The sequence below is a fragment of the Nocardia fodinahabitans genome, assembly GCF_052983615.1.
This window is the reverse complement of sequence record NZ_JBRJJC010000001.1, coordinates 6,071,366-6,083,585: the sequence shown is the minus strand read 5'-3', so window position 1 is coordinate 6,083,585 and position 12,220 is coordinate 6,071,366. Positions and strand designations below refer to the sequence as shown.

The window sequence follows — 12,220 nt, the reverse complement described above, 5'->3', positions numbered from 1 at the left end:
CCACCGGAGGTGTCGCGACACGCGACGGGGACAACCGCGCACCGCGTCGGGTTCAGCGCAGCGCTTCCTCCGCCCCACGGTGCAGCTGCACCGGCGCGGTCTTGCTCGCGGTCTCGGCAGTGATGCCCTTGGCGGCCGGATTCGCCTGTTCCAGTTGCGGTGTGCGCGCCAACAACGTCTCGGTGAGCACGCAGGCCAGGTTCGCGTCGAGATCGTCGCGGACGACGAGCAGGTTGGGCACCACGATGGTCGGCACGTCGGCGGCCAGGCCGTAGGTGGCGGCGGGGATCGGCGCGGCCTCGTAGACCGGGTTGATCTCCTTCAGTTTCGGCAGCACCCCGGTGATGTCGAGGAAGCGGACCCTGTCCTTGGCGGTCGTGAACAGATCGGTGATGCCGGGCGTCGGCAGGCCGCCGGACCAGAACATCGCGTCGATCGAGCCGTCCTTGAGTCCGTCGACGGTCTTGGTGAGATCGAGGCGCTGGGCGGCGATATCGCTGTCGGGGTCGAGACCCGCGGCTTGCAGCACACGCTGCGCGATGACCTCGGTGCCGGATTTCGGCGAGCCGGTGGAGACGCGCTTGCCGCGCAGGTCGGCCAGGGAGTTGATCCCGGCTTCGGACCGCACGATGACCTGGGTGTAGTTGTCGTAGAGACGGGCCAGCGCGCGCACCGGCTGGGCGCTGGTGAAGCTGCCCTTGCCCGCCACCGCGTCGGCCGCGGAGTCGGCCAGCGAGAACCCGACCTGGTAGGTGCCACCGACAACCTGCTGAATGTTCTGCACCGAGGCGCCCGTCTCGGCCGCGGTAGCCTTGACCTTGCCGTCGGTGGCGGCCGAGATCTGCTCGGCGTAGGCATTGCCCAGCGCGAAGTAGACGCCGGTGGCGTTGCCCGTCGCGATGCCGATCCTGGTGTCCTGACGCACTTCACAGGTCACCGCGCCGCCTGCGTCGGTGGTCGGGGCGTCCTGGCGCCCACCGCATCCGGTGAGCAGCGCGGCCGCGGCGGACACCGCGACCACGGCGACAACTGTTCTGACCATGAGGTCCCCTCTCGTCGACGGCCACATCGCCGCCTGCTGATGTCCACGGATCACGGTGTGGCCGTGGCTGTCCGACGACGCCGATCGACGACGCCCGCGAGCGCGGCGGCGAGCAGCGCCGCGAGTCCGAGGACGGTCGCGGTCGGATTCGGGTAGAGCAGGGTCAGGCCCGCCGCGGCGGCCAGTCCGCGCGGTACCGGTCCGAGCGCGCCGATCCCGAACAACCAGCCGCCGGTGGCCGCCGCCAGCGCCGCGACGCCGACACAGGCGGCTGTGCTCACCCACAGCACGTCGAGCGGGGCACCACGGCCGAGCAGGTGCTGACCGGCGTCGGTGAGCACGAACATCAACGGCACCAGGAACGCGGGCAGCGCGTAGCGCAGGGCCGCCCACATGGTCGGCATCGTCTTCGCGCCGGTGACCGCGGCCGCGCCGACGGCGGCCAGCGCGGTCGGCGGGGTCACCTCCGAGAGCACCGAGAAGTAGAAGACGAACATCGCGGCGGCGGGCGCGGCGACGTCCAGGTCGAGCAGGGCGGGTCCGATGATCACCCAGCCGATGACGAACGAGGCCGTCACCGGCACCGCCAGCCCCAGCAGCGACAGTGCGATCGCCGCCAGCACGGCGGTGGTCGCCAGCACGACGGCGGGATCGTCCGAGAGCACCGAACCGGCGCGCACCAGCAGCGACGCCAGTTGCGCGCCGAGGCCGGTCTTGGTGGTCATCGCCGTGATCACCCCCGCCGCCGCGCACACTGCGACCACGGGCAGCGCCGCGCACATGCCCAGCGACAGCGTGCGCAGCGCCGCGAGCGCGAACCGGCCGGCGTCCTTCGCCGACCACCGTGGCCCGGGCCAGGGCTCCGCGTCGACGAGTTCGCTACCGGCGGCCGTCCGCGCGCGCAGTATCCGGTCGGGCACCGCCAGGATCAGCGCGAGCACCGTGGCGTAGACCACCGCGCGCGTCGCACTCATCCCGGCCAGCAGCAGCACCACGATCACGATCAGCGAGGAGAAGTGATACCCGAAGCGCCCCAGCAGTTTCCACCACGGGGTCGGCAGCGGCCCGTCGGCGAGGTCGGCGGGCGCGCGGCCCTCGGCGTGGATGCGCCGGGCATCGATCTCGACCGACAGCAGGATGCCGAGGTAGTAGAGCAGCGTCGGGATCAGCGCCCAGCCGAGCACCGTCACATACGACACGTTCAGGTATTCGGCGACGATGAAGGCCGCGACACCCAGGGTCGGCGGCGACAGGATCGCGCCGACACCCGCCGCCGCGAGCATGCCGCCCGCCTGTTCGGGCCGGTAGCCGGCTCGGCGCAGGATCGGCCAGGTGACCGCGCCGGTACTCACCGCGGTCGCGGTGCCCGATCCGGAGACGGTGCCGAGCAGGAATCCCGACACCACCGCGGTGCGGCCCGCCGCGCTGTGCGAGCGTCGGAACAGCGAGACCGACAGATCCACGAAGAACCGCGCGGCGCCGGAGAATTCGAGCACGGCGCCGTAGAGGGTGAACAGCACGATATAGCTGGCCGCCACGTCCAGCGGGGTGCCGTAGAAGCCGCTGCCAGAGTTGTACAGCGCGTCGACGATCTGGTCGATATCCAGCCCCGCGTGCGCGATCGCCCAGCTCTGCGGCAGCAGCCCGCCGTAGTACCCGTAGGCCAGGAACACCAGGCAGACCAGCGGCAGGATCCACCCCGTGGTGCGGCGGCAAGCTTCCAGGATCAACACCAGCAGCACCGCGCCGAACACGACGGACCGGGGCCAGCATGCCCTGGCGGTCCAGGAAGGCGTCGTATCCGCCGCCGCCCGCGCCGATCGTGAACGGCAGCACCGGATACAGGCACACGATCAGGGTCACCGCGGCCAGCACCCAGTCCAGCGGCGCGGGCCCGTCGGCCTTGTCGAGCCTGCCCCAGCCCGAGCGATAGCTCAGGAACACCAGCGGCAGCGCGATGGCGAGGAACACCACCAGGTAGTACTGGCTGCCCTGCGGCAGCGGCCGGAACACCTGCCACAGCGCCAGCGCCGCCAGCCCCAAGGCCACGACGCCGACCAGCCGGGCCGGGAAACCGGTGAGGGTGCGGGCCGGGCGTTCCTGGTCGTCGACGCCGAGTTCGGCCGAGGTCACGACCGGTGGCGCTGCGCTCATGAGCGCGACGATAACAACACCGACCTGCGCCCGGCGGCGAAAACGGCGACCGGGAATTCTGGACAAAAGTGACAGAACTCCCCCCGCCGTCGGGCCCGGTCGGCCTTGTGTCACAGCCGGATCCGGCGCTCGCCGGTCACCACGGCAGCAGCGGCTACGCGTGGATGTCGGTGGGCCCGCCTACGATCCGCGCATGCCTTCGATCGATACCGCGCAACGCCGGGCCCGCCTGGCGACCAGGCATCGGCTCGCGCCGTCGACCCGTTCGACCGAGCCGACCGAGATCGCGCGCTCGATGGTGGTGCTGCACGCCACCGATCCGGCCACGGTCTACCTGTCGGTCGGCGCGCGCGGTGTCGACCTCACCCCGGCCCACGTCGAGCGTGCGCTATACGACGACCGGACCCTGGTGCGCCTGCTCGCCATGCGACGCACCATGTTCGTGGCACCGACCGAGCTGGTCCCGGTGTTGCAGTCCTCGTGCTGCGACGCGCTGGCGATCAAACAGCGCAAGGCCTACGGCCGCTACATCGAGCAGGCGGGCGTCGTCGAAGGCGATGTCCAGGAATGGCTCTCCGACGTCGAGGCCGAGACGCACGCCGCCCTGCTCACCCGCGGCGCGGCCACCGGCGCCCAGCTGAGCAAGGACGTCCCCCGCCTGCGCACCCAGATCGATACAGCGCCGGGCAAGCCGTATTCGAAGCCGACCAGCATCACCACCTGGGTGCTGGTGGTGCTCGGCGCCGAGGGCCGGATCGTGCGCGGGCGCCCCAACGGCAGCTGGACCAGCAGCCAGTACACCTGGTCCCCCGCCGAAACCTGGCTCCCCCCAGACCTTTCCCCGGTCCCCGCCGCCGCAGCGCGAGTCGAGCTGGTGCGTCGGTGGTTGCGCGCGTTCGGCCCCGCCCCGGTGACCGATCTGAAATGGTGGACCGGCTGGACCCTCGGCGAGGTCCGCAAGACCCTGACCGAGCTCGACATCGTCGACGTCGACCTCGACGACGGCACCACCGGCATCGTCCTCGCCGACGACCTGGCACCGGCCCCGACCCCCGAACCCTGGGCCGCCCTCCTCCCCGCCCTGGACCCGACCCCCATGGGCTGGCAGTCCCGCGACTGGTTCCTCGGTCCCCACGCCCCCGCCCTCTTCGACCGCAACGGCAATATCGGCCCCACCATCTGGGCCGACGGCCGCATCGTCGGCGGCTGGGCCCAACGCCCCGACGGCGAGGTCGTCACCCACCTTCTCGAAGACGTCGGCACCGACACCAGGAAGCTCATCGACGCCGAAACCGACCGCACCACGACCTGGTTCGGCGATACCCGCGCCATCCCCCGCTTCCGCACCCCCCTCCAACGCGAACTCACCACATAGCCACCGGCACGGCGACCTTCCGCTCGACTCGGGGCGAGCACCATGACGCGTACCGCGAACGTTTCCGCTGCGCTGAAGTCAGTCGGTGGTGCGGTCCCGTCGGTCGAATATCCCGGTCAAGCCGCTGCGCACTGTCTCGACGTCGTCGATGTCGGCGCCGTAGGTCACCTCGTGCCGCGGTCCGAGCTGGTGCCCGAGCATGGCGCGGCGGCGAGGAGCGCGGTGCGATCGTAGGCCGTGGCGGCGGCGAAGGCGGGCGGTGCGCCGTCGAGGGACCAGGCCAGGTCGTTCGCGGCGTCGCCGAGGTGGGTGTCGCCGAAGTCGATCACGCCGGTGACGGGCTCACATATCCAAGCCGAGGTCCAGCACCCGCACCGAGTGCGTGAGGGCACCGATGGCGAGGTAGTCGACCCCGGTGCGGGCGTAGTCGGCGGCCTGCTCGATCGACAGACCGCCCGACGACTCGAGTTTCGTGTTCGGCGCGGCCGTGTTGCGACGCTGCACGGCGGCCTGGGTCTGCCACAGCGGGAAGTTGTCGAGCAGCACCAGCTCGACATTCTCGGCCAGCACCGCGTCGAGCTGCTCGAGGCTGTCGACCTCGACCTCGCAGGCGATAGCGGGGGCCAGCTCGCGTACGGCACGCAGCGCGTTGACGACCGAGCCCGCCGCGACGACGTGGTTGTCCTTGATCAGGGCCGCATCGCCCAGCCCCATCCGATGATTGACGCCACCGCCGACCCGCACCGCGTACTTCTGCAGCGCGCGCAGCCCGGGCAGCGTCTTACGGCTGTCCCGGATCTTGCAGTCGGTGCCTTCGACCTCGTCGACCCACGCGGCGGTGGCGGTCGCGATGCCGGACAGGTGGCACACCAGGTTCAGCATGGTCCGCTCGGCCGTGAGCAGGCCGCGGGTCGGCGCCTCGATGCTCAGCACCGAGGTACCCGGCTCCACCCGGGTGCCGTCGGCGACGCGGTCGGTGACGGTGTAGTCGCCCGCGCCGATCACCTCGTCGAGCACCAGCAGACCGACGTCGAGGCCCGCGACGGTGCCGTGCTGGCGGGAGACCACCGATGCCTTGCTCACCGCGTCGGCGGGCACGGTCGCGACCGTGGTGACGTCGGGTCCGTAGCGCAGGTCCTCGTCGAGGGCGGTACGGATCAGCGTCAGCAGTTCCTCGCGATCCAGGGCGGCATCCAGAGCCATCACTGCACTCCTGTTCTCGGGCGCGAAGTGCGCCCGTTCGATCCAGCGGAGATCCTCACCGGCCCGCCGGAATTGCGTGTGCGGCACCTGATGCCGCGTCCTGCCGGTCGGGCGTGCCACGTCGGCGCAGCTCGGACCGGTCTCCCGAGCACCGAGCCGTCTCGATCGACACTGCGCCGTCGATGCTCGCCGCCGCGCCGTGTGCACCGGTCGGTGACGAGGCCCGTCGTTCGCCGCGCACCGACGGGCGGTCGTTCACCGCGCACCGATCGGCACCGCGACGGCATCGACTGCGGCGGTGGACAGTTGGAGCGCCCCGTCCGCGCCGAGGCGAACCGCGGTGCTGTGCCGCTGATCCTCGACCGGACCCGGATACTCCGAGCGGGTGTGGCAGCCCCGGCTCTCGGCCCGGTCGGCGGCCGCGACCAGCAGCGCACGGGCGGTCAGCGTCAACGCGGCGTCCTCGATGCGGCGCAGCGTGCGCGCCGCGTCGAAGACTCCCTCGCCGGAGCCGGTCCCGTCGAGCGGCTGGACCGCCCGCGGTGCGGCGACATCGAGCGGCGACACCACCGACCGCGCTGCATCGATCCGCGCGAGCGCGGTGCCGAGCCCGGCACCGTCCCGCACGACGGACGCGTGCTCGGTCATCGCCTGCTGCACCACCGAACGCTCCGCGAATTCCACTGTCCACGAAGGAATCTCATCTACATCGGTCTGCACACCGACCCGCTCGACCGCCGCCACACCGGCGCGCTCACCCACGACCAGCCCCTCGAGCAGACTGTTGGACGCCAGTCGATTCGCTCCGTGCAGCCCGGTCCGGGCCACCTCGCCCGCGGCATAGAGCCCGGGCACCTCGGTCCGCCCGTCGGTGTCGGTCAGCACCCCGCCGCACTGGTAGTGCGCACCGGGTGCGACCGGAATCAGTTGCGCCGCAGGGTCGATTCCCGCCGCCAGGCAGGACGCGGTGATCGTCGGGAACCGCCGTGTGAAGCCGTCGATGTGGCGTGCGTCGAGGAACACGTGATCGGTCCCCGTCGCCCGCATCCGCTCCGCGATGGCCCGCGACACCACGTCGCGTGGCGCCAGGTCACCGCGCGGATGCACGCCCGCCGTCACCGAGTTGCCCTCGGCGTCGAGGAGAATCGCGCCCTCCCCGCGCACGGCCTCGCTGATCAACGGCCGCCTGCCCAGCCCGCCCGGGGTGTAGAGCACCGTCGGATGGAACTGCACGAATTCGAGATCGGCCACCGCCGCCCCGGCCCACAGGGCCAGCGCGACCCCGTCGCCGGTCGCGCCGGGCGGATTGGTGCTCGAGGCGTAGAGCTGACCGAGTCCACCGGTCGCGAGCAGCACCGCCGGGGTGCGCACGACACCGAAACCGTTGCCCGACACCGCGACAACGCCGCGCACGCCCTCGGAACCGGTCAGCACGCGCAGTGCGGCGGCACCGAACAGCACCGGCAGTCCGGCCGCGTTGAGCGCGCGCTGCACCTCCGCGCCGGTGGCGTCACCACCGGCGTGGATGATCCGGCGGGTGCTGTGCCCGCCCTCGCGGGTGCGCGAGATCTGGCCGTCGCGGCCGAGATCGAACACCGCGCCCAGGTCGGTCAGCGCGGCCACCGCCGCCTGCCCGCCCGCGACGATCGAGCGCACCGCCTCGACCTCGCACAGCCCGGCCCCGGCCTCGACCGTGTCGCGCACGTGCGAGTCGACCGAATCGCCCCGCGGCGCGACGACCGCGATGCCGCCCTGCGCGTACTGCGTCGAGGTGTCGGTGGGGCCGCCCTTGCTGAGGATGAGCACCCGCAGCCCGCGCAGCGACGCCGTGCGGGCCGCGGTGAGTCCCGCGACACCACCGCCGATGACCACCAGGTCGACCTCGGCCTCCCAGGAGACCGGAACCGTCGCCGTCATGGTCGTTACCGGCTCGATCGCGCGGCGAAGAGCGCGGTCACTCCCCACCGCCGGGGTTGCCGATCGCGATCATCCGCTGCACCGAGGCGCGGCCCGCCTCGGCCATCGCCAGATCGACGTGCACCTCGTCGGCACCCTCGACCAGGCAGCGCAGCAGCGCGGCCGGGGTGATCATCTTCATGTACTTGCAGGACGCGCGATCGTTGACGGCCTGGAAGTCGATGCCGGGCGCCGCCTTGCGCAGCTGGTGCAGCATGCCGACCTCGGTCGCCACCAGCACCTGGTTCGACGTCGAGGCCTTGGCCGCGTCGATCATGCCGCCGGTGGACAGGATGTGCACCCGCTCGGCCGGGAACGCGCCCTCGCCCGCCAGGTACAGCGCCGAGGTGGCGCAGCCGCACTCCGGGTGCACGAACAGCTCGGCGTCGGGGTGGGTGCGCGCCTGCTCGGTGAGCTCGTCACCGTTGATGCCGGCGTGCACGTGGCACTCGCCCGCCCAGATGTGCATGTTGGCACGACCGGTCTCGCGCTTGACGTGCGCGCCGAGGAACTGATCGGGCAGGAACAGCACCTCGACGTCCGGGTCGATCGAGGCGACCACGTCGACGGCGTTGGACGACGTGCAGCAGATGTCGGTGAGCGCCTTCACCTCGGCGGTCGTGTTGACGTAGGACACCACCTTCGCGTCCGGGTGCTCGGCCTTCCAGGCGCGCAGCTCCTCGGCGGAGATGGAGTCGGCCAGCGAGCAGCCCGCGCGCTGGTCCGGGATGAGGACCGTCTTGGCGGGGCTGAGGATCTTGGCGGTCTCGGCCATGAAGTGCACGCCGCAGAACACGATGGTGTCCTCTTCGGCTTCGGCCGCGATCCGCGACAGGGCCAGCGAGTCGCCGACGTGGTCGGCCACGTCCTGGATCTCGGGCAGCTGGTAGTTGTGCGCGAGGATCGTGGCGTTGCGCTCACGCGCCAGCCGCCGCACCTCCCGCGCCCACTCCGGCGTCGCTTCGACACCCGTGTACCCCGTGGGTCCGTCGAAGACCGAACCCATCAGCGTCGGCTGCGCGGTCGTCGTCGCCATGGTGGCTCCCTTCCTCGTGCGAACGGCGCCATCGCCTCGATTCGCACCAAACCAGGTTTTCGACTTAGAATCGAAAACGTGCCCCATAGTAACACCATCCACGAATCGCTGACCGCGGTGTTCCAGGTTCGCCGCTTCCCCGCCGACGTTTCCGCAGGTAGGGGCGCCGTGAGCCGATCGAGGCACCCAGAATTGGCGGTACTGCTGTGGGAACGCGCGCTCGACCCGCAGAAGGGCACCTGGTCGCTGCCCGGCGGCCGATTGCGCGACGACGAGGACCTCGACGCCTCGGCCCGCCGCCAGCTGGCCGAGAAGGTCGACGTCCGCGAGCTGGCCCATCTGGAGCAGCTCTCGGTGTTCAGCGCGCCCGACCGGGTCCCGGCGCCCCGCCGCATCGCCTCGGCCTATCTCGGCCTGGTCCCGCTGACCACCGAGCCCGAACTCCCCGCCGACACCACCTGGCACCCGGTCTCAGCCCTCCCGGACATGTCCTTCGACCACCGCACCGTCGTCGACCACGCCCGCACCCGCCTGGCCGCCAAACTCTCCTACACCAATATCGCCTACGCGCTCGCCCCCGACACCTTCACCATGTCGACCCTGCGCGAAATCTATTGCGCGGCACTTGGTTACGACGTCGACACGACCAACCTCCAGCGAGTCCTCTCCCGCCGCAAGGTGATCACCCCCACCGGCGACACCGCCCCCTCCGGCCGCGCGGGCGGGCGCCCCGCAGCGCTCTACCGATTCAGCGACTCCGGCCTGCGCGTCACCGACGAATTCGCCGCCCTGCGCCCGCCGACCTGAGCGCGCACCCCGCCGAATCTGTCGGTGGCCGCTGTCACACTACCGAGCATGGGCGACGACACAGCGAAGACACAGGTCACCTCCTACGACGATCCGGACGCGCCGTGGAACCGGAAGTTCACCGCGGACGAGATGACCGGCTGGAACGACGGCGTCATCCGCGAGTTCCGGGAGAACGACGGCCGGGTCGGCGGCGACTACCAGGGCGCCACCCTGCTGCTGCTGACCACGACCGGCGCCAGGAGCGGCAAGCCGCACGTCGTTCCGCTCGGCGCGCTGTATCGCGGGGACGTGCTGTACGTGAGTTCGTTCATCGAGGACCGCTATCCGGCCTGGTATCACAACGCGAAGGCCGATGCGCGGGTGACGATCGAGCTCGGCGGCGAGCAATTCGCGGCGACGGCAGAGGTACTCACCGGCGAGGCCTACGACGAGTTCGCGGCCTGGGCGCTGACGGAGAATCCGCTCCTGGCCGAGTACCAGGCCAAGGTCGACACGCCGCTGCCGCTGGTGATTCTGCGCCGCGCGCAGTGACTTCCCGGTAGCCGACGCCCGAGCTGCGCGCCGCGCCGTCCCGCGAAGATTCATCGTCACTTCGCCTGTCGCGCAACGGCTTACGCGCGCAGCAGGATGCCGAACAGCAGGGCATCGACACCCGCGGCGAACACCGCGTCGTTGTCGACCGGCGCGGCCGCCCCGCCAGATGCCGCGCCGAACAGCGCGGTCAGGTGCGGATAGTCGCGCACCGGATCGCCGGTCGAGGCCGCGGGCGCGCCGCCCAGATCACTGGTCGACAGGCCCGCGCTCTCCTGCGCGGCGAAGTTCGCACCCAGCCCGAGAGCATCGCGACACCCATCATCACGGCACCCGAGCGAATACCGCAGCGGCACTCGGGGCACGCAGGTGTTCCCGGCCCGCGACGAAGCCCTCGACGTCGTAGTGGTCCGAGCGGGTGTGGATCGGAGCTCGCTCGTCCCAGTGCGCCCGGTGGAGCCGGACCCAGTCGTCGGCGTCACCCGGCCGCGGTTCAGCTGTCGTACCGGCGATCTCGGTGCTTCGACGAGCGCCGGTAGGTTCGGCCGCTGGGCACGGCGGTGGCGGCGGACGAGCTGCGCAGCGCGTGCCGACGTCGCCAGGCGGCGAGATCGGGCCGCTCGGCGGGCTGTTCGGTGCTGGTCTTCTCGGTGGCGCGCACGGCCAGTCCTCCCCCGGAGCAAATGCTGACCGGTCGACGGTAGGTGAGCCGGCACCGTGCGCGCCACCGGTTTTCCGCACGGTCACCGCGCGCCGGTCCGGACCGCGACGACGAGGTGCGCCAGGGTGAGCAACAGGTCGCTGTCCGCGAGGACGGCGGGGCCGCCGTCGACGGGCTGCCCGCGCACCACCTGCCGCAGGAGCGTGCTCGCGGAGCGGACGGGGGAGCCGTCCGGTTCCGGGAACGCCGCGGTGGGCAGGTGGTCGGTGGCGGCGATCATCGTCACCCGTTCGGCGCCGCCCACACCTCGCCAGTCCCAGCTCAGCCACGTCCAGCGCAGTGCGGTGCGGTCGTCGACGACGGTGCGCATCCGCCCGACGATGCCGGCACCGAGGTCGAAATACGACGGTGGGCCGAATCGCGGTTCCGCCAGCCGGTAGAGCGCGAATTCCGGGTATCTGCCGATGCTGTCGGCGTTCCCGGCACTGATCACATCCATCGCCACCCGACGCTTGCGCCCGGCGACATCCCAGTCGGGATCGACCTCATCGGCCTCCAGCACCTGCCGACCACCGACGCTTCCTGGCCCGAAATACCTTGGTATCCAGGGAAACTCGCGACCATCGACAGCGTTCCAGCCGGGTGCGGTGACCCGCTCGCCCGCCACGACACCGGCGACCGTGGTGAACCCCGCTGCCTGGTCCCCCGGCAGCGGGATGCAGGCCAGCGCCACGGCGGCGACCAGAACCACACCGGCACCGGGCATTCCGATCAGCGCGGACCGCTCGACGCTCGCGGTTCGGACATCATCCGCCTCCGGTGAGCCCGATCGCCCGCCCGGCGCACCCACCGCCGCGAGACCACGGACGACCATCGCGACCGCGCAGGCGGCGAGCACCACCAGCACCCCGCCCGCGACCCGCTCGTCCCCGCCGAGCAGCGTCACCCACGTCCCGTACACCGGCGGCAGCAGCGCGAGCAGCAGCGCCCAGACCGGCCAGCACCGAACGGCGGGCCGCACCCCGAACACCAGCACGGTCGCGCTGATCACGAACATCCAGGCCGCCAGCAGGTCCAGGCGCAGCGGGACGTACTGCTCCCCCAGCCGCACCGTGAGCAGACCGAGCAGGCCCGCCGCGGCGGTCAGCCCCGCCAGCCCGAGAACCACGTCGGTGACCCGATCTCGTGGCACTTCCGGCGCGCGCCGCAGCGCGATACCGAGCGCGGCCATGCCGAGCAGAACGAGCAGTACCCCGCTGAACCCCGCGTACCCGCTGTCGACGAGCACACCGCTCGTCTGCCAGATCCGCCGGAACGCGACCGCGGTCGCGAGGACGACCAATGCCCACCCCGCCGCAGAACCCACCACCCGCCGCCCGCCGGAGCTCCTGATCGCCGGACCGGCGGTCGAAGTGGCTGGCGCGGACATGACGGCTCCGGTCTGTCGAGGCA

11 protein-coding genes and 1 pseudogene are annotated in these 12,220 nt (G+C 71.4%); 3 read left to right on the top strand and 9 right to left on the bottom strand.

Going from position 1 to position 12,220, the window contains the following annotated elements; all coding sequences use genetic code 11:
* Positions 1-52: 52 nt before the first annotated feature.
* On the bottom strand, positions 53-1,042 hold the full coding sequence (locus NV348_RS28575; RefSeq protein ID WP_447149620.1) for a TAXI family TRAP transporter solute-binding subunit: 990 nt from the start codon (positions 1,040-1,042) through the stop codon (positions 53-55).
* 50 nt (positions 1,043-1,092) lie between these two features.
* A pseudogene (locus tag NV348_RS28570) lies at positions 1,093-3,196 on the bottom strand (TRAP transporter permease).
* Positions 3,197-3,389: 193 nt separating this feature from the next.
* Between NV348_RS28570 and NV348_RS28565 the strand changes: the two are divergent.
* Positions 3,390-4,571 carry a winged helix DNA-binding domain-containing protein gene (locus NV348_RS28565; RefSeq protein WP_447149619.1) on the top strand — a complete coding sequence of 394 codons (1,182 nt, stop codon included), beginning with the start codon at positions 3,390-3,392 and terminating at the stop codon, positions 4,569-4,571.
* A 164-nt stretch (positions 4,572-4,735) separates the two neighbouring features.
* On the opposite strand, the gene NV348_RS28560 is transcribed toward NV348_RS28565, so the two are convergent.
* The 4 genes from NV348_RS28560 to nadA form a co-directional block, all read right to left on the bottom strand.
* The gene (locus NV348_RS28560) at positions 4,736-4,900 is read right to left on the bottom strand and encodes a hypothetical protein (protein WP_447149618.1); all 165 of its coding nucleotides are present in this window, start codon (positions 4,898-4,900) and stop codon (positions 4,736-4,738) included.
* A gap of 13 nt (positions 4,901-4,913) precedes the next feature.
* Positions 4,914-5,774: a carboxylating nicotinate-nucleotide diphosphorylase gene (gene nadC, locus NV348_RS28555; protein ID WP_447149617.1), complete on the bottom strand. Its 861-nt coding sequence runs from the start codon at positions 5,772-5,774 to the stop codon at positions 4,914-4,916.
* A 255-nt stretch (positions 5,775-6,029) separates the two neighbouring features.
* The gene (locus tag NV348_RS28550; protein WP_447149616.1) at positions 6,030-7,691 is read right to left on the bottom strand and encodes an L-aspartate oxidase; all 1,662 of its coding nucleotides are present in this window, start codon (positions 7,689-7,691) and stop codon (positions 6,030-6,032) included.
* Between the two features lie 37 nt (positions 7,692-7,728).
* Complete coding sequence (nadA, locus tag NV348_RS28545) at positions 7,729-8,766, bottom strand: quinolinate synthase NadA (RefSeq protein ID WP_218717292.1); 1,038 nt, start codon at positions 8,764-8,766, stop codon at positions 7,729-7,731.
* Between the two features lie 78 nt (positions 8,767-8,844).
* Between nadA and NV348_RS28540 the strand changes: the two genes are divergently transcribed.
* The gene (locus NV348_RS28540; protein WP_447149615.1) at positions 8,845-9,573 is read left to right on the top strand and encodes an NUDIX hydrolase; all 729 of its coding nucleotides are present in this window, start codon (positions 8,845-8,847) and stop codon (positions 9,571-9,573) included.
* Between the two features lie 48 nt (positions 9,574-9,621).
* Positions 9,622-10,107, top strand: coding sequence for a nitroreductase/quinone reductase family protein (locus NV348_RS28535; RefSeq protein ID WP_447149614.1), 486 nt, complete (start codon positions 9,622-9,624; stop codon positions 10,105-10,107).
* Positions 10,108-10,187: 80 nt separating this feature from the next.
* On the opposite strand, the gene NV348_RS28530 is transcribed toward NV348_RS28535, so the two are convergent.
* From NV348_RS28530 to NV348_RS28520, 3 genes are all read right to left on the bottom strand, one after another.
* Positions 10,188-10,472 carry a hypothetical protein gene (locus NV348_RS28530; protein ID WP_447149613.1) on the bottom strand — a complete coding sequence of 95 codons (285 nt, stop codon included), beginning with the start codon at positions 10,470-10,472 and terminating at the stop codon, positions 10,188-10,190.
* Positions 10,473-10,600: 128 nt separating this feature from the next.
* On the bottom strand, positions 10,601-10,768 hold the full coding sequence (locus NV348_RS28525) for a hypothetical protein (RefSeq protein ID WP_447149612.1): 168 nt from the start codon (positions 10,766-10,768) through the stop codon (positions 10,601-10,603).
* A gap of 82 nt (positions 10,769-10,850) precedes the next feature.
* Positions 10,851-12,197: a hypothetical protein gene (locus tag NV348_RS28520; protein ID WP_447149611.1), complete on the bottom strand. Its 1,347-nt coding sequence runs from the start codon at positions 12,195-12,197 to the stop codon at positions 10,851-10,853.
* Between the last annotated feature and the right edge of the window lie 23 nt (positions 12,198-12,220).

Bases quoted from the DNA above. Each gene is read 5' to 3' on its own strand.
- NV348_RS28575 (WP_447149620.1), bottom strand. From the start codon at position 1,042: ATGGTCAGAACAGTTGTCGCCGTGGTCGCGGTGTCCGCCGCGGCCGCG.
- NV348_RS28565 (WP_447149619.1), top strand. From the start codon at position 3,390: ATGCCTTCGATCGATACCGCGCAACGCCGGGCCCGCCTGGCGACCAGG.
- nadC (WP_447149617.1), bottom strand. From the start codon at position 5,774: ATGGCTCTGGATGCCGCCCTGGATCGCGAGGAACTGCTGACGCTGATC.
- NV348_RS28550 (WP_447149616.1), bottom strand. From the start codon at position 7,691: ATGACGGCGACGGTTCCGGTCTCCTGGGAGGCCGAGGTCGACCTGGTG.
- nadA (WP_218717292.1), bottom strand. From the start codon at position 8,766: ATGGCGACGACGACCGCGCAGCCGACGCTGATGGGTTCGGTCTTCGAC.
- NV348_RS28535 (WP_447149614.1), top strand. From the start codon at position 9,622: ATGGGCGACGACACAGCGAAGACACAGGTCACCTCCTACGACGATCCG.
- NV348_RS28520 (WP_447149611.1), bottom strand. From the start codon at position 12,197: ATGTCCGCGCCAGCCACTTCGACCGCCGGTCCGGCGATCAGGAGCTCC.